This window comes from Marinobacter sp. V032, assembly GCF_052645435.1.
Window position 1 is genome coordinate 179,587 of sequence record NZ_JBQXYE010000002.1, and the last position, 18,521, is coordinate 198,107.

Annotated in this window: 20 protein-coding genes; 5 read left to right on the forward strand and 15 right to left on the reverse strand. The window is 54.9% G+C overall.

Going from position 1 to position 18,521, the window contains the following annotated elements:
- Positions 1–93: 93 nt before the first annotated feature.
- The 5 genes from hflD to ACUN9X_RS12410 all read right to left on the reverse strand — a co-directional run bounded on the left by hflD (position 94) and on the right by ACUN9X_RS12410 (position 3,805).
- On the reverse strand, positions 94–735 hold the full coding sequence (hflD, locus tag ACUN9X_RS12390) for a high frequency lysogenization protein HflD (protein WP_260037792.1): 642 nt from the start codon (positions 733–735) through the stop codon (positions 94–96).
- Positions 736–800: 65 nt separating this feature from the next.
- Positions 801–1,949 carry a tRNA 2-thiouridine(34) synthase MnmA gene (gene mnmA, locus ACUN9X_RS12395; RefSeq protein WP_260037791.1) on the reverse strand — a complete coding sequence of 383 codons (1,149 nt, stop codon included), beginning with the start codon at positions 1,947–1,949 and terminating at the stop codon, positions 801–803.
- A 99-nt stretch (positions 1,950–2,048) separates the two neighbouring features.
- Positions 2,049–2,504, reverse strand: coding sequence for an NUDIX hydrolase (locus ACUN9X_RS12400; RefSeq protein ID WP_260037789.1), 456 nt, complete (start codon positions 2,502–2,504; stop codon positions 2,049–2,051).
- Positions 2,501–3,121 carry a pseudouridine synthase gene (locus ACUN9X_RS12405; RefSeq protein ID WP_260037788.1) on the reverse strand — a complete coding sequence of 207 codons (621 nt, stop codon included), beginning with the start codon at positions 3,119–3,121 and terminating at the stop codon, positions 2,501–2,503. Before ACUN9X_RS12405 ends, ACUN9X_RS12400 begins: the two co-directional genes overlap by 4 nt.
- 372 nt (positions 3,122–3,493) lie before the next feature.
- Positions 3,494–3,805 carry a cold shock domain-containing protein gene (locus ACUN9X_RS12410; protein WP_279307099.1) on the reverse strand — a complete coding sequence of 104 codons (312 nt, stop codon included), beginning with the start codon at positions 3,803–3,805 and terminating at the stop codon, positions 3,494–3,496.
- Positions 3,806–4,285: 480 nt separating this feature from the next.
- Between ACUN9X_RS12410 and clpS the strand changes: the two genes are divergently transcribed.
- The 3 genes from clpS (at position 4,286) to ACUN9X_RS12425 (ending at position 8,319) form a co-directional block, all read left to right on the forward strand.
- Positions 4,286–4,648: an ATP-dependent Clp protease adapter ClpS gene (gene clpS, locus ACUN9X_RS12415; protein WP_260037787.1), complete on the forward strand. Its 363-nt coding sequence runs from the start codon at positions 4,286–4,288 to the stop codon at positions 4,646–4,648.
- A gap of 18 nt (positions 4,649–4,666) precedes the next feature.
- A complete protein-coding gene (gene clpA, locus ACUN9X_RS12420; protein ID WP_445473303.1) occupies positions 4,667–6,934 on the forward strand; it encodes an ATP-dependent Clp protease ATP-binding subunit ClpA in 2,268 nt (755 codons plus the stop codon).
- 353 nt (positions 6,935–7,287) lie between these two features.
- Positions 7,288–8,319, forward strand: coding sequence for a putative solute-binding protein (locus tag ACUN9X_RS12425; RefSeq protein ID WP_445473304.1), 1,032 nt, complete (start codon positions 7,288–7,290; stop codon positions 8,317–8,319).
- Between the two features lie 174 nt (positions 8,320–8,493).
- Here ACUN9X_RS12425 and infA read toward each other — a convergent pair whose 3' ends face one another.
- The 9 genes from infA to ACUN9X_RS12470 all read right to left on the reverse strand — a co-directional run bounded on the left by infA (position 8,494) and on the right by ACUN9X_RS12470 (position 15,893).
- Positions 8,494–8,712 (reverse strand): translation initiation factor IF-1, encoded by a 219-nt coding sequence (gene infA, locus ACUN9X_RS12430; protein ID WP_260037784.1) that lies wholly within the window; start codon positions 8,710–8,712, stop codon positions 8,494–8,496.
- A 163-nt stretch (positions 8,713–8,875) separates the two neighbouring features.
- Positions 8,876–9,613, reverse strand: coding sequence for an arginyltransferase (locus ACUN9X_RS12435; RefSeq protein ID WP_445473305.1), 738 nt, complete (start codon positions 9,611–9,613; stop codon positions 8,876–8,878).
- A gap of 17 nt (positions 9,614–9,630) precedes the next feature.
- Entirely contained in the window at positions 9,631–10,347 is a 717-nt protein-coding gene (gene aat / locus ACUN9X_RS12440; RefSeq protein ID WP_445473306.1) for a leucyl/phenylalanyl-tRNA--protein transferase, read from the reverse strand.
- A gap of 214 nt (positions 10,348–10,561) precedes the next feature.
- Positions 10,562–11,518 carry a thioredoxin-disulfide reductase gene (trxB, locus tag ACUN9X_RS12445; protein ID WP_260037781.1) on the reverse strand — a complete coding sequence of 319 codons (957 nt, stop codon included), beginning with the start codon at positions 11,516–11,518 and terminating at the stop codon, positions 10,562–10,564.
- 143 nt (positions 11,519–11,661) lie between these two features.
- Positions 11,662–12,570, reverse strand: coding sequence for an AAA family ATPase (locus ACUN9X_RS12450; RefSeq protein WP_445473307.1), 909 nt, complete (start codon positions 12,568–12,570; stop codon positions 11,662–11,664).
- A 17-nt stretch (positions 12,571–12,587) separates the two neighbouring features.
- Positions 12,588–13,508 carry a carbon-nitrogen hydrolase gene (locus ACUN9X_RS12455; protein WP_260037778.1) on the reverse strand — a complete coding sequence of 307 codons (921 nt, stop codon included), beginning with the start codon at positions 13,506–13,508 and terminating at the stop codon, positions 12,588–12,590.
- Entirely contained in the window at positions 13,505–14,539 is a 1,035-nt protein-coding gene (locus ACUN9X_RS12460) for an agmatine deiminase family protein (RefSeq protein ID WP_445473472.1), read from the reverse strand. Before ACUN9X_RS12460 ends, ACUN9X_RS12455 begins: the two co-directional genes overlap by 4 nt.
- Positions 14,540–14,801: 262 nt before the next feature.
- The gene (locus ACUN9X_RS12465) at positions 14,802–15,137 is read right to left on the reverse strand and encodes a hypothetical protein (RefSeq protein WP_445473308.1); all 336 of its coding nucleotides are present in this window, start codon (positions 15,135–15,137) and stop codon (positions 14,802–14,804) included.
- A 183-nt stretch (positions 15,138–15,320) separates the two neighbouring features.
- Positions 15,321–15,893, reverse strand: coding sequence for a PilZ domain-containing protein (locus ACUN9X_RS12470; RefSeq protein WP_445473309.1), 573 nt, complete (start codon positions 15,891–15,893; stop codon positions 15,321–15,323).
- A gap of 126 nt (positions 15,894–16,019) precedes the next feature.
- Here ACUN9X_RS12470 and ACUN9X_RS12475 point away from each other — a divergent pair, with 126 nt between their 5' ends.
- Together ACUN9X_RS12475 and ACUN9X_RS12480 are read left to right on the forward strand one after the other, a co-directional pair.
- Entirely contained in the window at positions 16,020–17,261 is a 1,242-nt protein-coding gene (locus ACUN9X_RS12475; RefSeq protein WP_445473310.1) for a lipoprotein-releasing ABC transporter permease subunit, read from the forward strand.
- Positions 17,254–17,973, forward strand: coding sequence for an ABC transporter ATP-binding protein (locus ACUN9X_RS12480; protein WP_445473311.1), 720 nt, complete (start codon positions 17,254–17,256; stop codon positions 17,971–17,973). The genes ACUN9X_RS12475 and ACUN9X_RS12480 overlap by 8 nt, the downstream gene beginning before the upstream one ends.
- Here the strand turns inward: ACUN9X_RS12480 and ACUN9X_RS12485 are convergent.
- Positions 17,970–18,497: a DUF2062 domain-containing protein gene (locus ACUN9X_RS12485; protein ID WP_445473312.1), complete on the reverse strand. Its 528-nt coding sequence runs from the start codon at positions 18,495–18,497 to the stop codon at positions 17,970–17,972. The two genes, ACUN9X_RS12480 and ACUN9X_RS12485, sit on opposite strands and share 4 nt — an antisense overlap.
- Positions 18,498–18,521 lie beyond the last annotated feature (24 nt).

An 18,521-nucleotide genomic window follows, 5' to 3' on the forward strand; every position in this document is an offset into this window, starting at 1 on the left:
CGCAGCTTGGTCGAGCGCGGTCGTTTTGCAATACCCTCTTTAAAATGGGCTATAGGATACACCAGTTGGGGCCGGGAATCAGTGGAAAACCGATCAGTGGAAGACGGACTGGTTGGCTTGCTCAGACAGACGCCGGGCACATTCCACAACCCGCTTGCGATAAAACACCAGATGCCAGCGTCGCCCGCCAGTCTGGTGCCACAATACGGCAGAGCGAATGCCGGCCAGCAACAACGCTCTCACGCGCGCTGCAGTTTCTTCGGTGCGCAAGTGATTGGGGTCACCGGTGACCTGAATGCGCAGGCGGAAGGTGCTGATGGTATCGGTGTAGACTGACGCCAGGTTATTAATCAGGTTGATGTGGCTGAAGCCGAAGTGATCCGCCGTGTGCCTGGCCTGCTTGATACGACTGCCGAGTATATCGATCATATCGGGCTGTTTGCGCAGCTTCGCTTCCAGGTGAATCAGGTTCAGGGCGTAGCGCAGGATCTCGATGTCCTGCTGGCCGCTCTGGGTTTGCAGCAGCTTGCTCACAACCGACAGGCCTTCACGCAAATCCTTCAGTTCGCCAAAAACACTGAGTGTGGTGGGTGGGTTGGTCGCAAACAGGGAGCCTATAGAGGTTTCCAGAGTTGAGGGCGCACACTGGCCTCGATGAGCCAGTTGCTGAACCAATGCGGCAGCCTGGAAAATGCCAGCTAGTGCCAGCGTTTGTTCTTCTAGGGAGCGACTCAACGTTACCTCACTTGGTGTAGCCTGATTGAATTTATTAGAGCCGGGTTGGGCTGCCAGATTTGGTGTCAGGCCGACGTTGCCGTCGGGACCGCAGCGGACTCATCGCGCCACGTCGTCTCGATCACGCCGCCACCGAGACAGTTGTCGCCATCGTAGAATACGACCGATTGGCCGGGCGTTACTGCGCGCTGGGCGTCGTCGAACACAACCCGACAACCCACTTCAGTCACCGTTACAGTGCAAGCCTGGTCAGGCTGGCGATAGCGGGTCTTGGCATGGCAGCGGAATTCCTGCGCCGGTGCTTTGCCCGACACCCAGTCGACAGGGCCGCTGATTAGACCACGGGAAAACAGCAGTGGATGCTGTTTGCCTTGCACCGCGACCAGTATGTTGCGATCGAGGTCTTTCTCGGCAACGTACCAGGGGTCGTCGTTGAAGTTGCTAAGCCCACCGATGCCGAGGCCCTGGCGCTGGCCTATGGTGTGGTACATCAAGCCTTGATGGCGGCCGATGACCTGGCCCTCCGGTGTCTCGATATTGCCTGGCTGAGCCGGGATATATTGTTTCAGGAAGTCACGGAACTTGCGCTCTCCGATGAAACAAATGCCGGTTGAATCTTTTTTGTCGTGGGTCACCAGGCCGGCTTCTTCGGCGATGGCGCGGACTTCGGTTTTTTCGATTTCGCCCACCGGGAAAAGGGTCCGGGCGATACGGTCACCCGATACCGCGTGCAGGAAATAGCTCTGGTCCTTATTGGCGTCGAGCCCCTTCAGTAGTTGGGCTTCACCGGACTCGGTGAGCTGTCTGCGTGCGTAATGGCCGGTTGCTATGTAATCAGCACCCAGGGTGATCGCGTAGTCGAGGAAGGCCCTGAACTTTACTTCTTTATTGCACAGGATGTCCGGGTTGGGCGTGCGGCCAGCGCGGTATTCTTCAAGAAAGTGCTCAAACACCCGGTCCCAGTATTCCGCAGCAAAACTGGCGGTGTGTAAGGTGATACCAATGCTGTCAGCGACGGCCTGTGCATCTGCAAGATCCGTCATTGCAGTGCAGTACTCTGTGCCGTCGTCTTCATCCCAGTTTTTCATGAACAAGCCTTCCACTGCATAGCCTTGCTTCAGCAACAGCAGGGCAGCAACGGAGGAATCGACACCGCCGGACATGCCGACGATAACGCGAGGAGAGTTTCCGGAGTCAGTCGTATTGGTGCTCATAAAAAATAACGGAATCGAGGCAGAATTTGGCAGCATTCTATCAGCTTTGCCGCCCCAGGGTGATCCGTAGTTTTGCAGCCAGGATCGGGCAGGGTGGTCTTAGTTTGCGTCCATGCCGATCTTGTCCGTGATGATTTCAAGCGGGTAGCGCTTCCCTGCCAGATAGTCGTCGATACAATTGATGACTAGAGGGCTGCGGAGCTCTTGTCGACGCTTGCAAATCTCGTCGTAGCTCAGCCAGTGGGCGGCAATAATATCGTCGTCGAGAGTATCACTGATGTGCTCGATGGCTTTGGCTGCGAAGCACAGACGATAGTAGGTCGCGCCGTTGGGGGCCTCAAAGGTGTAGAGCCCCATGAAGTCAGTGGGCTCAACTTGCCAACCGGATTCTTCCAGGGTTTCCCTGCGGGCGGCATTGAGAATGGATTCATGCTGTTCGATGTGACCTGCCGGCTGGTTATAGACCACCCGGCCATCGCTGTGTTCTTCAACCATCAGAAATCGACCATCCTGTTCAACGACGACTGCAACTGTGGCGTGGGGTTTCCAGGTCATTTTCGCTTTCCTTTGAAGGATCCGCTTTTGTTCGCCGGTTTGCCACGTTTGGCAGGTTTTGCCGGTGCGGATGGCATGTACACATCGACCGTCCGGCTTTCGCCCGGTTTAAGGTCGTCGAGCGACCAGTCGCCGATACGCTGTCGAATCAGCCGCAAAGTGGGGAACCCGACGGCGGCGGTCATTCGGCGCACCTGCCGGTTACGGCCTTCGGTAATGGTCAGTTCAAGCCAGCTGGTCGGAATGTTTTGCCGTTGCCTGACCGGCGGGTTGCGGGGCCAGAGATCCGGAGCGCTCAGGCGCCGTGCTTTGGCTGGCCGGGTTGGGCCATCCTTGAGATCGACACCTGAAGATAGCCGAGACAGGGCCTCGTCGGAAATATCGCCTTCAACCTGAACCCAGTATGTCTTGGACATCTTAAGCTGCGGCGAAGCGATACGGTGTTGCAGGGCGCCGGTATCCGTGAGCAGCAGGAGCCCCTCTGAATCGTAATCAAGTCTGCCCGCAGGATAGACGCCGGGAGTTCGAATAAAATCTGCAAGGGTGGAGCGGCCACGGTCATCCGTAAACTGGCAGAGGCAGTTGAACGGTTTGTTGAGCAGTATAAGTCGGGCCATATCGCGTCTTTAAGAAAGGTAAGTCAGCTGATTATCACGTATATCAAAGGCTTCGGCACAGGTGGTCATTCGAATACTGCGACAACCAGGCGGATGAAACAGGGCGTAGGGTATCATTGATACTACAAGAAAAAACGGCGCCTCGTGGGCGCCGCTCTACTGTATTCGGGATATGTTATAGAAGAACCGGCAGTGATTGTGTGTCAGGCAGTAAAATTGGGTTCGTGTAGAACCTTTGTTGCCTTCTTTGCCGGTTTCAGAGCGTGCTTACGCGCTCCGGGAATCGCCGGATCCTGTTAACGCCATCGGCTGAGTGTGCTTTGGCGTCCGTAATCTGGCATGAGCATTCGCATGGTGTTGCGTTTGAGATTGTCAGCCGTGGGCAGCGCGGAGTGTTGGTCCTGATGCGCCCTCTGATAGCTCCGATTCGGCATCGGAACTGCTCGCGTCACTGTGTGACGGCTCACGTTTCTCAAGGCGATCCAGTGGAACGATGTTCACCGCATGGGTGCCTTTGTCACTGGGCTTCTTGTCAAAGCTGACCGTCTGTCCGGCCTTCAATGTCTTGTAGCCTTCCATCTGGACTGCTGAGAAATGGGCGAACAGGTCTTCGTTGCCGCCATCTTCAATAATAAAGCCATAACCCTTGGCATTATTAAACCACTTCACTTTGCCTTGAGGCATGATCCACTCCCTTGTTTTCCTGCTCGTCTTATTATTGCTTTTAAAATTCATTGGCAACGGGCCGAAGGCAAGGTCGGCACCGCAGTTGACATAATTTCACATTACATCTTGTACTCTTGACCAATATTCGCACAGAGTCAATAGAGGGCGCTGCAAAACTGTTGCGGGTGCTCACGGGTGGTTGAAAATCGGGTCAAAACAGGCATTTCTGTGAGGTGAATTGTGCCTTCAGGTTTTAAATTATTCGCGGTCGGGTGTCGGCGGTACTCGTAGCGTTTTGCGATATTTTCATTCGCAACAACGCTGGTTGTGAGGGTGGGCTAGGCGTTAATATGGATACAGGCCCCTGTTTTTACGAATCCTGCGGGTTGTGCAGTTTTTATTGTGCCTGTGTCTTGAAAACAGCATCACGGGGAACCACGTTTAATCAGGGAATGGAACTACTCAAATCCCTGCGAATCTAAAATCCGGTAAAGAAGCATGCGGAACATCGAAAATTCTCTACTAGTATTAAGTCAGGGAGGGGAAGATCACGAGCCTGGCCGTGAGGACGGTTTGGCAGTATCTCCGGAAAAACCTGCCCTGAAACGCCCTGCGCGCTTCAGGGTACTGCTCCTCAACGACGACTACACGCCGATGGACTTTGTAGTTGAAGTGTTGATGACATTCTTCGGAATGAATGAAGAAAAAGCGACGCAGGTGATGTTGCTCGTCCATACGCAGGGAAAGGCCGTATGTGGTGTGTATACCCGCGATATCGCGGAGACCAAGGCGGCACAGGTGAATCAGTATTCTTCGGAATGTGAACACCCACTGCTTTGTGAGATTGAACGTGCGGACTGATAGACGCTGGGGTGGCCCATGTTAAGCAAAGATCTGGAAATTACGCTGAATGCAGCGTTTAAAAGTGCCCGGGACAAGCGCCACGAATTCATGACGGTAGAGCACTTACTGCTCGCTCTGCTCGACAATGATTCTGCGATTGGTGTCCTTAAGGCTTGTGGTGCAGATCTGCAGGGACTGCAGGAGGATCTCCTGGAGTTCGTTGATTCAACAACCCCACTGATTCCCCATAATGACAGTGAACGTGAAACACAGCCCACATTGGGCTTTCAGCGTGTGCTTCAGCGCGCAGTGTTCCATGTTCAGTCATCCGGGAAGAAAGAGGTGACCGGTGCCAATGTGCTGGTTGCCATTTTCAGTGAACAGGAAAGTCAGGCGGTTTATGTTCTGAAGAAGCAGAGCATTGCACGCATTGACGTCGTCAACTTCGTTTCCCACGGCATTTCCCGTCTGCAAGGTGCAGATGAGCAGGAAGGTGTTGAGCAGCCCCAGGAAGAAGTCAGCGAAGATGGCACATCGTCCAAGCCTCTCGAAAGCTATGCGACAAACCTGAACGAGCAGGCTCGCCAGGGTCGGATCGACCCGTTGATCGGGCGCGAGCACGAGGTAGAGCGTGTCGTACAGATACTGGTGCGTCGACGCAAAAATAACCCGTTGCTGGTCGGTGAGGCCGGTGTCGGTAAAACGGCCATTGCTGAAGGGCTTGCCAAACGCATCGTTGACGGCCAGGTGCCGGATGTTATCTCGGATGCCGTAGTCTACTCACTGGATCTGGGTGCGCTGCTGGCAGGTACCAAGTATCGTGGTGATTTTGAGAAACGATTCAAGGGGTTGCTGGCTGATCTTAAGAAAGAAGATCACTCTATTCTGTTCATCGATGAGATTCACACCATTATCGGTGCCGGCTCGGCTTCCGGTGGGGTTATGGATGCGTCCAACCTGCTCAAGCCGCTCCTGAGTTCAGGCGATATCCGGTGTATTGGCTCAACCACGTTCCAGGAATTCCGGGGTATCTTCGAGAAGGATAGTGCTTTGGCGCGCCGCTTCCAGAAGATTGATGTGAATGAGCCAAGCGTGGAAGACACCTATCAGATTCTACGGGGTCTGAAGTCCCACTTTGAGAAGCATCATGATCTGAAGTATACCGACAAAGCGTTGCGCGTAGCCGCTGAACTGGCTGATCGTTACATCACGGATCGTCACCTGCCTGACAAGGCCATTGACGTGATTGATGAGGCGGGGGCTCGGCAGCAGTTGTTGCCGGGCAACAAGCGTCGCAAGGTGATCGGCGTCTCCTCAATTGAGGATGTGGTCGCAACGATTGCCCGCATTCCGCCAAAAAACGTGTCTACCAGCGACAAGGATCTGCTCCGCAATATGGAGCGCGATCTCAAGATGGTGGTATTCGGTCAGGATCGGGCGATCGAATCCCTGTCGACGGCGATCAAGTTGGCGCGAGCCGGTCTCAAGTCGCCTGAAAAACCGGAAGGGGCCTTCCTGTTTGCCGGACCTACCGGTGTCGGTAAAACAGAAGTAACGCGGCAACTGTCGAAGGTGTTGGGAATCGAGCTTGTCCGCTTTGACATGTCAGAGTACATGGAGCGCCACACGGTATCGCGCCTGATCGGTGCGCCCCCGGGGTACGTCGGGTTTGATCAGGGGGGCTTGCTGACCGAGGCTGTTAACAAGCAGCCGCACTGCGTGCTCCTGCTGGATGAGATCGAGAAGGCACACCCCGAAGTCTTCAACTTGCTTCTGCAGGTGATGGACCACGGTACGCTGACCGATAACAATGGGCGCAAAGCTGATTTCCGGCACGTTATACTGGTGATGACAACCAACGCGGGCGCGGAAAGTATGAGCCGCCGCTCAATTGGTTTCAGCGAGCAGGACCACAGCACTGATGGTATGGAGATCATTACCAAGACCTTCACGCCGGAGTTCCGTAACCGTCTCGATGGCATCATTCAGTTCGAGGATCTCCAGCGCGACACGATCACTCATGTGGTCGACAAGTTCCTGACCGAATTGCAGGCTCAGCTTGATGAGAAGCGCGTGGTGCTGCATGTGGATATGGAGGCCAAGCGCTGGCTGGCGGACAAGGGCTATGACTCGACAATGGGCGCCCGCCCGATGTCGCGCCTGATTCAGGACAAGATCAAGCGGCCGCTGGCCGAGCAGATCCTGTTCGGTTCGCTGGCAGAGAGCGGTGGCGAGGTTAATATTCATCTTGAAGGCGATGAGCTTGTCTTCGAGTATGAAGATGAGCCTGCTGAAGCAATCTGATCTGACGCTGTTGTACTGACTTACCGGCCCGCTTCCCTCACGAGGGCGCGGGCCGGGATTCCTATACCGGTTCTATGAATCCGGGCACGTCACTGCAAATGGCTGTTATGTCATTAAGTGCCAATTTCATTCTTCTTTTCCCCTCCGTTATTTCTGGTTCCTAAGCGAGCACTCCCTGAAACCGCGGGTTTGAGCGCTGAATTGCAGATTTGCCTCGAGAAGAATCAATGTCAGGTCAATTTGTTTAGGCCTTGGCTCTGGGATCGTTCCGACTATACCTCGCCCTTTGTGTGCTTCAGTGGTGACGCGGGTTCAGGTAATCAACAAAAACGATAACCCGGAGGAACAAGACGATGGCAAGGGGAACGCAATATCTGCTTCTGATACTCACAATGACATGGACGGTTCAGGGGCATGCGCAGCCTTCACGTGCGTTCTGTGTGTTCGATGTGGCAGGCGCTAGCGGTTACGTATACAACACATTGAAAACATACCGCAGGGAGATGCTGCAGGTAGGCGAAAACCTGCAAATGAAACCTTATACCGATGAGGACAGGGCGAGGGGGGACTTTGAAGCCGGTCGCTGTGATCTGGTAGCTGTTACGGATATGGGTGCTCGCCACTACAACCGATTCACCGGTTCGATCAGTGCAATTGGTGCTGTGCCCCGTTATGAGGATCTCAAGGTTCTGCTTCAAATTCTGGCCAGCCCCAGAGTAGGCGACAAAATGGATGGTAACGGATACCAGATATTAGGCGTGGCACCGATGGGCGCTGCCTACCTGTTTGTAAATGACAGAAGCATCGATACCGTCGAAGATCTAAGAGGTAAGCGCATCACGGTTTTTGAAGGCCACTATGATGCATGGCACATGGTGGAGTATGTCGGAGCGATTCCGGTGCCTGCAAAAATCAGCAATTTCGCGGGAATCTTCAATTCCGGGCAGGCGGATATCAGCTATGTTCCGGCGGCGGCTTACGAGGTGCTCGAAATGGCCAAAGGCATGGGCGTCAAGGGAGGCATCGTCAGGTTTCCGGTGGGTCAGGTGACCATCCAGCTGGTGGCACGTCAGGGAGCATTTGATGCGGCATTTGTGCAGAAGTCGAGGAAGGCAATGTCACGACTTTACAATGAGTCGATGAGACTGGTGAGGCAGTATGAGGATGCTGTCCCCCAGTCGCGCTGGGTCGACGTGCCGCAGAAGGCGAAGCTGGAGTATCAGGAGATGCTGAGAGAGGTCCGGATCGATCTCGATGGCAATGAAACCGAGATCGGGCGCCTTGCTGCTCAGGTTTATGATGACGACATGATGACTATTTTGCGGAAGGTGCGCTGTTATACCAACCCAGGAGGGAAGGAGTGTTCGTCGCCTGACCGGGAATAAATTACTCAGTGATCGCCGATCTCGGGCTCTGGCAAAAGCTATCGCCCAATAAAAAGCCCCGGTCGATTTGTTCGAGCGGGGCTTTTTATTGCCTCGGCAGTTTAACGCCAGGGCAAAACAGGGCGTTGACCGATCTTTACCCTTACGCCGGGTAACTAAAGGCCAGATAATCTGTTAACGGGCGCGGTAAACAATGCGACCTTTGCTCAGGTCATAAGGTGTCAGCTCAACCTTGACCTTGTCGCCGGTCAGGATACGGATGTAGTTTTTGCGCATCTTGCCGGAAATGTGTGCTGTAACAACATGGCCGTTCGCCAGTTCAACACGGAACATCGTGTTGGGAAGGGTGTCTACAATTGTGCCTTCCATTTCGATGACATCTGATTTTGCCATTCAGTAAAAACCTCACGCTTTGAATTAGTCGTCTGGGAGTCAGGGGCGCGTAACGCCCGGTCGGCTGGCTGAATATCAGCGGAAATTTACCGACCCCTACCGCAATAAATGAGCGCAATTCTGCCTGATTTATAGGCGTATAGCAAAAAAAGCCCCATCTTGCTCATTCTGTTGCGACAGAATGGCCGCTTGTTGCGATTAGCTGCTGCCAGCGCCCGCCTATAAAGGCCTCCAGTGGCTTGAACCTGGCTTTATAGTTCATCTTGCGGCACTCGCGGATCCAATAGCCGAGATAGAGGTAGGGGGTGTCGCGTCTGAGGGCCTCTTTCGCCTGCCACAAAATAGCCAGTGTACCCAGGCCGCGATCATCTTCGGCAGGATCGAAGAGTGTATAAATTGCTGAGAGGCCATCGTCCAGTGAATCGACAACTGCGAGTCCGATCAGCGTATCGTCGAGCCACATTTCAAGAAATTCGCTTTGATTGGCGCCTTCTACAAGAAATGAGGTGAACTGCTCCCGCGAGGGCGGGTACATGTCACCGTCCGAGTGGCGTTGCTCGATGTACTTTGCGTATAGCTGGTAGTAGGTTTCACGAAAGCGTGCTGGAGCGAGCCTGAACCGGACGTCGCTGTTCTTCTTCCAGACGCGGCGTTGCGAACGGTTCATTTCAAACTCGCGAACATCCAGCCGCACCGGAATGCAGGCGTTACAGCTTTCGCAATGAGGGCGGTAATAATGGGATCCACTGCGTCTGAATCCCAGTGCTGTCAGTTGGCTGTACAGGCGTTTGTCGACTTGCGCCCGAGGGTCGACAAACATGGTTGTCGCCTCGTTGCCGTCGATATAGCTGCAGTCATGCGGCGGTGTTGCGAAAAACACCAGCGTTTTGAGGCTACTCATTGACAGAACCTCTGCATCTAGCCGATTCCACCGGAGGGCCAGTGCCAGTCCAAAATCCAGCGACTCTGACCGGGCGACTGATCAATGCCTTTTTCCAGTATAGATAAAAATTGCTGACGCGAAATACAGCGTGCGCCAAGGCTGAGCAAATGATTGTTTTCGACCTGACAGTCCATGATGGTGTAACCCCAGGATGCCAGCTGGTTGGCCACGTGCACGAAGACAATCTTGGAAGCATCGGTTTCCAGAGTAAACATGGATTCACCGAAAAAACAGCGTCCGATCGATACGCCATAGAGCCCGGCTACAAGTTCGCCAGCACTGTTCCATGCTTCGAATGAGTGGGCGATGCCACGGCGGTGAAGGCGCCGGTAAGCGGATTCCATGTCTGAAGTGATCCAGGTGCCTTCAGCCCGGGTCTGCCCACATGCTCGAATGACGCCGTTGAAATCCCGGTCTATGGTGATGGTGTAGGGCGATTGGTTCAGTCTGCGGCGCAACCGCCGGGATATATGCACTTCGCCAGGGATGAGCACGCAGCGTGGATCCGGCGACCACCAGAGAATCGGCTGGTCTTCGCTGAACCAGGGGAAAATCCCTCTCCGATAGGCAGCCTCCAATCGCTCTGGTGACAAATCGCCACCAATAGCAAGCAGGCCGTCCGGATCTGTGAGGGCATCCTGAGGCGCAGGGAACCAGAGCTTGTCTGGATCAAGCCAGGGCAGTGCAGTCATCGTTGAGGCGTATACTCCAGTGCAGGCCGGTTATGAACGACATAGGGTTTCAAGCGTAACACGAGAATAACAGGAAGGTGAGACCGGAGATGACTTCGGGCAGTTGTTGCAGGGATCAGGTTGATTGGTTACACGTGAGGGCTGATCGGCGCAATCTGGTGATTGCCCGCCAAGCATTGCGTTGACAGGACAATCACCAGGTTGGATTGATGCCTTACTCTGCAGCTTGATCCAGAAAACGCTCTGCATCCAGCGCCGCCATGCAGCCGAAACCAGCAGAGGTGACGGCCTGACGATAGACATGGTCAGCGACGTCGCCAGCAGCAAATACTCCCGGAATACTCGTCATGGTAGCCAGGCCTTCCAGTCCGGAGCGGATTTTCAGGTAGCCGCCTTCCATTTCCAGCTGCCCTTCGAAAAGGGTGGTGTTCGGTTTGTGGCCAATGGCGATGAAAACGCCGGCAAGATCCATGTCTTGTGTGGCGTCCGATTTGGTGCTCTTGATACGAATCCCCGTGACACCGGTGCCGTCGCCCAGCACTTCATCCAGAGTGTGATCCCAGATAATGTTGATGTTGCCGTTCTTTTCTTTTTCGAACAGCTTGTCCTGCAGGATTTTTTCCGAGCGCAGCTTGTCGCGACGATGAATCAGTGTGACTTCGTCTGCGATGTTGGAAAGATAGAGCGCTTCCTCAACTGCTGTGTTGCCGCCACCAATCACCGCCACTTTCTGTTTGCGATAGAAGAAGCCGTCGCAGGTGGCGCATGCTGACACGCCCTGGCCTTTGAACTTCTCTTCGGATTCCAGACCCAGATACATAGCGGTTGCGCCGGTCGCGATAATAAGTGCGTCACAGGTATACTCGCCGCTGTCACCCTTGAGGCGGAACGGGCGTTCGTTCAGGTCTGCTTCGTTGATCGTGTCGTACACGACTTTGGTTTCAAACCGCTCTGCGTGCTTGAGCATCCGCTGCATCAGTTCCGGGCCTTGGACGCCGTCGTTGTCGCCAGGCCAATTATCGACGTCAGTCGTGGTGGTGAGCTGGCCGCCGACTTCTATCCCGGTGATCAGGGTAGGGTTCAGGTTCGCTCGTGCAGCGTACACCGCGGCGGTGTAACCCGCCGGCCCGGAACCCAGAATAATCAGTCGTGAATGCTTTGCTTCGCTCATGATGCGGTCTCTCTCGAATATGTCTTGCGAGCCTCTTGACGGCCCACTGATGCGTAATTGAGGGCGAGAATAACACGCCTCAAGGTTTATCTGAATTGATTGGGCTTATGCCGTTCATTGCGGTGCGCTATAGATCCAGGCGCCTAGAATACGGCAACCTCATTGATAAGCTGGGTAACCCGGTGAGCGCTGCTGGCAGACTCACCCTGTTCGAGGCGGTGACGGGCAACGGCCGGCAGTACTGCCTGAATGTCGTCCGGGAGAACGTGACGCCGGCCCGCCATCAGAGCCCAGGCGCGGGCTGCGCGCAACAGGCCCAGTCCTGCCCTTGGTGACAGCCCGTACTGAACGCCGGGCATGTTGCGACTTTGCTCTAACAGCCGCTGCACATAGTCCAGCAGCGCGTCGCTGGCAGTCACCTTTTCAACGGCGGATTGAAGGGCCTCGAGATTTCCCTGGCTGACCATGGGGATCATGGCATCGGTCATTGCGCGCCGGTCGCTGCCTTCCAGCAATGCGCGCTCGGCACGGGGATCGGGGTAGCCCAGTTCTACGCGCATCAGAAAGCGGTCAAGCTGCGATTCCGGAAGCGGATAGGTGCCACCTTGTTCAAGAGGGTTCTGGGTGGCGATGACAAAGAATGGTGTTGGAAGCGGGCGAGTTTCGCCTTCAATCGATACCTGGCGCTCTTCCATCGCCTCAAGCAAGGCGCTTTGGGTGCGAGGCGAGGCACGGTTGATTTCGTCAGCCAGAACAACCTGTGAAAACACCGGGCCTTTGTGGAACACGAGTGCGCCGGCCGCCTTGTCATACATGGAGAAACCCAACACATCGGCAGGCAGCAGATCGTTGGTGAACTGAATACGGGTGTAGCTCAGGTCCATTACTCTGGCGATGGCGTGGGAAAGGGTTGTTTTACCCATGCCCGGGATGTCTTCGATCAGCAGGTGACCGCGGGCAAGCAGGCAGCAGACCGCAAGTCGCACCTGATGATCTTTGCCCAGCAAAATAGTATTGAGCTGGCTGACGACGCCATCGATCAGTTTTTTCATATGGTTTGAATCCCTGATCAGTCGCGCACGCGTTTAAGAATATCGCCGTAGGCATCAATGCGCCGATCGCGAAAATAGGGCCAGATCCGCCTGATCGATTCGCTACGGTTGCGATCAATCGTCGTGTGAAGAATGGCTTCGTTATCCGAGTCCGCTCTTGCCAGAAATTCCCCTTGGGGGCCGCAGATGAAGCTGTTTCCCCAGAACTTGATGCCATCGCTATGGCCGTCGGGATCCGGCTCGACGCCGACGCGGTTGGGTGCGATCACCGGCAGGTTATTGGCGACTGCATGGCCGCGCTGGACCGTCACCCAAGCTTCAAGTTGGCGTTGTTGCTCGTCCTGATCGTCAGTGACGTCCCAGCCAATGGCAGTAGGGTAAATCAGGCACTCTGCACCGGCCAGGGCCATCAGGCGAGCGGCCTCCGGATACCATTGGTCCCAACACACCAGAACACCCAGTTTCCCGAGCGAGGTTTCAATCGGTGTAAAGCCGTTGCGGCCATCGTTGAAGCTGGCATCTCCCGGTGTGAAGTAGAACTTTTCGTAAAAGCCGGGGTCATCCGGGATGTGCATTTTTCTGTAGGTACCGGCGATGCTGCCGTCTGTATCAAAGACAACGGCGGTATTGTGGTAGACCCCGTTCATCCGGCGCTCGAATACCGAACCGACCAGCACGATCTGCAGTTCGCTTGCCAGCGCTGATAGCCTTTCGGTTGTTGGCCCTGGTATGGGTTCAGCCAGTTCAAACGTGGCTGTGTCTTCGTTCTGGCAGAAATAGAGGGTCGCGTGGAGTTCCTGCAGAACGACCAGTTGAGCCCCGTCTTTTGCCGCCTGACGTATCAGGCGCTCGCTGGTGGCGAGGCTTTCCTGCTTGTCGGCGCTACAGGATTGTTGAATGGCTGCCACGTTGAGAGGGCGGGCACCTGTTGAGCTCATAGCGTCACGACTCCGGCTGGAAACTGCATGGTGACACAGTGCAGGCTTCCATGTTGATGGATCAGGGGAACGCAGTCGATGGGGATGATTTCCCGATCGGGGAACAGCGCGGTCATGGTTCTGATCGCTTCGACGTCCTGCTGAACGTTGTAGATGGGCAACAGAACCGCGCCATTAATTATCAGAAAATTGGCGTAGGTTGCCGGCAGTCGCTCACCGTTTTGATCAAAATGGGCGTCAGGCCACGGCAGCGGGACAAGCGAGTAGGGTTTGCCTTCAATATTGGTGAACTGGCTCAGCTCACGCTCCATGGCGTTGAGGGCGTCAAAGTGTTCGTCTTGCGGGTCGTCACAGCGTACGTAACAAATCGTGTCGGCGGAACAGAATCGGGCAAGTGTATCGATATGGCTGTCAGTATCATCACCCGCGAGATAACCGTGGTTGAGCCACAAAACCTTGTTTGCGCCCAGTGTGTCCCGTAGTTTGTATTCGATTTGCGAGCGATCGTAGCCCGGATTGCGCGCAGTCGACAGCAGGCACTCGCTGGTTGTGAGCAGCGTGCCTGCGCCGTCGGACTCAAGCGAGCCGCCTTCCAGCACAAAATCCTGATCTTGCAGCGGAACAGCGCCAAAAAAACCGGATTCGGCCAGTTGGCGGTTAATGGCATTGTCCTTTGCCCATGGGAACTTGTCGCCCCACGCATTGAAGTTGAAATCCAGTAGTTGCAGCTTGTCGTTTTCCAGCACCGTGATGGGTCCGTGATCCCGGGCCCAGGTATCATCTGCCGGCACGGCTGCGGTTTTGACGCGGCCCGGAAAACCCCGGTTCACAACCCAGTCGTTCAATGCGGTCTGGATAGACGCTGCCTTATCGGCGTCTTCGCAACTCACAATCAGGTGCTGGAAGCGCAGCACGGCTTTCGCGATTGCGTCAAACACGGGCTCAACAACGTCAAGTACATCAGCCCAGTCAGTGCCGGCATGGGGCCATGTCAGCATCACGGCACTCTGGGGCGCCCACTCGGCAGGCATAATGCGGAAATTACTCAAGTTACCGTCACCTTATCGCTTGGCGGTTGTCTCAGATTGTGGGGAAATGATGGTCGGTATTAACTGCGCACCATATCCGGTGCGGCTGATTAATGGACGATTGTCCCAACCTGCATATGAGGCGCCGACTCTTCATTCTTGCCATTCTACCTGCCTGAACGTCTGATACCAGCGACTTCAGGGTGGTTGCGGTATGTACAGATACGATTGCAGGCATGCCCGATATCAATACGCTGCGATGTCTTCAGCGGTTTGGTTTGAGAACGGCATGGATAACCCGGTCGCCTTCGAAGTACACAACGAAGTCATTGAAGAACCACTGGGTAATAGGAGGTTCACCGGTAGGGCCCTTAATGCCCTGCGGCTTGCCGTAACGGCTCTGGACCTGGCCTTTCGTTTCGCCGTGAGCCGGCAGTTTTACTGCCCGTTTGTCGCTGCCTTGTTGCATGACGGGGATGCGAACTTCGTCTGCGATTGCCGGCGTCGTTGCCGTGAATGCTGCGAGTGCGACCATCGCACCGGCGACGAATGACAAAGGACGGGCTACGTTTAGCGGTCTGGGCTGCGATAGCGTTTTCATGAATCGTTTTCCTGCTGCTTTTTGTGTTGATCTGCCGGCTTTAATTATCAATTTGGCGGCGGCCATATCGAAAAACTGACGAGGCCTTACCCGGCTCAATCATTGTTTTAATTACTGAAATTTATTATCACCCGAACATTACTACAGAGTATCGTCGAAAGTAATCGACTTGTGACAGACCCGTCAGTCTCTTAAAGGTTGTTGGCGCTGGCGAACCTGCCAACGTAAGACATGCCGGGAGATGAGTTGCCGGTCTGCATCATCAAGTGTGGTAAATTCCGTGTGCACCCAGCGTCGGCCATCGGTTTCCGAAATGGAGATAATCTGCGCTACAGCTCTGGGTTGCACAAACTCCGGGGGTAGCGTCATCCGCAGGGCGATAAACCGGTCTTTGACGAGGGAAGGGTCATCAGAAGGGAACGCGATGCCACCTTCACTGAGTGTTACCGGATGCCACTGCTCAGGTTGCAAGGGATTTTGCTCAAAGGCCATAATGCGCGCCAACGTGTCGATCTTGGCATTGAACGACTTCATCAGATTCGAAAGTAAGCGCTCCCGTTCGGCAAGAGCGGCAAGCTGGCTGCGAATATCCTGGTCCAGCCGTCTTAGTTCGTCTTGCAAGGGTGCGAGCTGGTTGTCGTCGAAAGCAAGATCGCTGTCGCTATGGTCATCGTTCTCCAGCGGTTTGATTTCGAGACCCGCATGATCGTCGATCCGAAAGTAATCGCGGCGGTCTTCGGATGAGTTTGTCGTCATGGACAGCACCTGTGATCGCAGAGTTATTCGTGTAAGGCATTTACAGTAGTTTAACAGCTTCACCGGTACCTGACGGGTGCCGGGAGCGACACCCAATCAGTTCAGGGAAGCGGTAGGCCCTCATTCATGTTCAAGCCTTTATCTTTGTCCGTCGGTTTGCGTTATACCGCTGCCAAGCGACGCAATCATTTTATTTCTTTCATCTCACTCACTTCCATGATCGGTCTGATGCTCGGCGTTGCCGTGTTGATTATCGTCCTGTCGGTGATGAACGGGTTTGATCATGAACTGAAGCACCGGATTCTCGGTATGGTGCCTCATGCCGTCATTCAGGGGCAGAGCACTGTTGATGATTGGGAGCGGATTGACAAAATTGCGACCGAAGACAGGTCTGTTATCGCTGCGGCGCCCTTCATTCAGGGACAGGGCATGGTGACAGGTGCGGGTAACGTCCATGGTGTGATGATCAACGGTATATTACCGGAGCAGGAAAAAACGGTATCGATCATCGAAGACAATATGGTTGAAGGTAAGCTGGATGATCTGCAGTCGGGTGAGTTCGGTATTATCATCGGCCGAATGCTGGCAGCCAACTTGCGGGTGAAGCTCGGTGACAAGGTGACGCTGGTGTTGCCTGAAGCGTCAATAACGCCGGCAGGCGTTCTGCCAAGACTCAAGCGCTTCACTGTGAAGGGCATCTTCAGCGTGGGTGCAGAGCTCGATGGCAGCTACACCCTGATCCATATGGATGATGCGGCAAAGCTGATGCGCACCAATGGAAAAGCCCAGGGCGTGCGCTTGCTGGTTGATGACCTGTTCAAAGCGCCGGCTGTTGCCGAGCGCGTTGCGCGTAGCCTGGGTGGCCGGTTCTATGTATCCGACTGGACCCGAACCCATGGCAATCTGTTCCAGGCGATCCGCATGGAAAAGACGATGATTGGTCTGCTGCTGATGTTCATTGTGGCGGTCGCTGCATTCAATATCGTGTCAACACTGGTGATGGTGGTGACGGATAAAACCGGTGACATTGCGATTCTCCGTACCATGGGCGCAACACCGGGCCGCATTATGCGTATCTTTATGATTCAGGGTGCGGTGATCGGGATTTTCGGTGTGTTGATCGGTACCACGCTGGGCGTGCTCGGTGCCGAATATATCAGCGCCATTATCAGTTGGCTGGAAGGGGTTCTGGGCCACAAGTTCCTGAGTGCCGACGTGTATTTCATCAGCTACCTTCCGTCCCAGTTGCAATGGGAAGATGTATTCATTATCAGCGGCGCTGGCATGGCTATGAGCCTTCTGGCAACACTTTATCCGGCATGGCGTGCGTCTCGTGTCGATCCGGCAGAGGCATTGCGTTATGAATAATACAGCACAGGTATCACCGGATCGCAGCGAAACATCGCTGGTGATCGATTGCGAAAAAATTACGCGGACCTACAGTCAGGGGCCGGCGAAGCTCACGATTTTTTCGGACATATCACTCAAGGTTAAAGCCGGTGAAACAGTAGCCATTGTGGGAAGCAGCGGCGCCGGTAAAACCACCCTGCTGAATCTGCTGGGTGGCCTCGACAAGCCATCATCAGGGCGGATTGAGATCTGTCATGCCGACATCCACAGGATGAAAGAAAAGGCGCGCGCGAAGTTTCGCAACCGGCAACTCGGCTTCGTGTATCAGTTTCATCACCTGCTACCGGAGTTTACGGCGCTGGAAAACGTCATGATGCCGTGCGTGCTTGGTGATCACTCCATTGCATTGGCGCGAGAGAAGGCCCGGGAGATACTTTCGGCTGTCAATCTGGGGAGCCGACTGGAGCATAAACCGGGCGAGCTGTCAGGTGGCGAACGCCAGCGTGTCGCGATTGCCAGGGCGTTGGTGAACGAGCCCCAATGCGTGTTGATGGATGAGCCGACCGGCAATCTTGATGAGCAGACAGCCCACGGTGTGCAGGACCTTATCGAATCATTGCGGGACAGGTTGGGGATTGCGTTTGTAGTCGTGACGCACGATATGCGCATGGCGCAGCGTCTCGGTCGGGTGCTCCGGCTCGAGCAGGGCCGGTTGGTCAGCGCGGATTAATCTTCTTCGTCTGTGCGCAGGCCGCGGCGCCTGCGCCAGTCAGATCGCACCTTGCGCCGCCAAAGATACTGCATTACCAGGTAGCTGATACACGCCGCCAGGACCGCTACGACCACCGATCCGAAATACAGAGGGACGCCTATCTCCACCAGGCGCTGGCTGAGCCAGTGCCAGGACAGGTGAAACTCGAAATCCAGTACCGGATGGCCGAGCAGATACGCACCGACCTTGTAGTTGAAATAGAAGATGGGCGGCATTGTTACCGGATTGCTGATCCACACCAGCGCCACGGAAATAGGCAGGTTGGCGTTGAACCAGATAGCGAAAAAGCCGGCTGCAACCATCTGAAAGGGCATTGGGATAAAGCAGAAGAAAATGCCGATCAGGAAGGCGCGGCAAACCGCATGGCGATTGATATGCCACAGGTTCGGCTCGTGCAAGAGGTCACCAAGGAAATGAAGCGATTTCATTGCCTTGATCTTTTCCGGCCTTGGCATGTAACGCTTGATGAACCGTTTCGGCATGGCGAAGGGGGTGCCTGTCAAAAT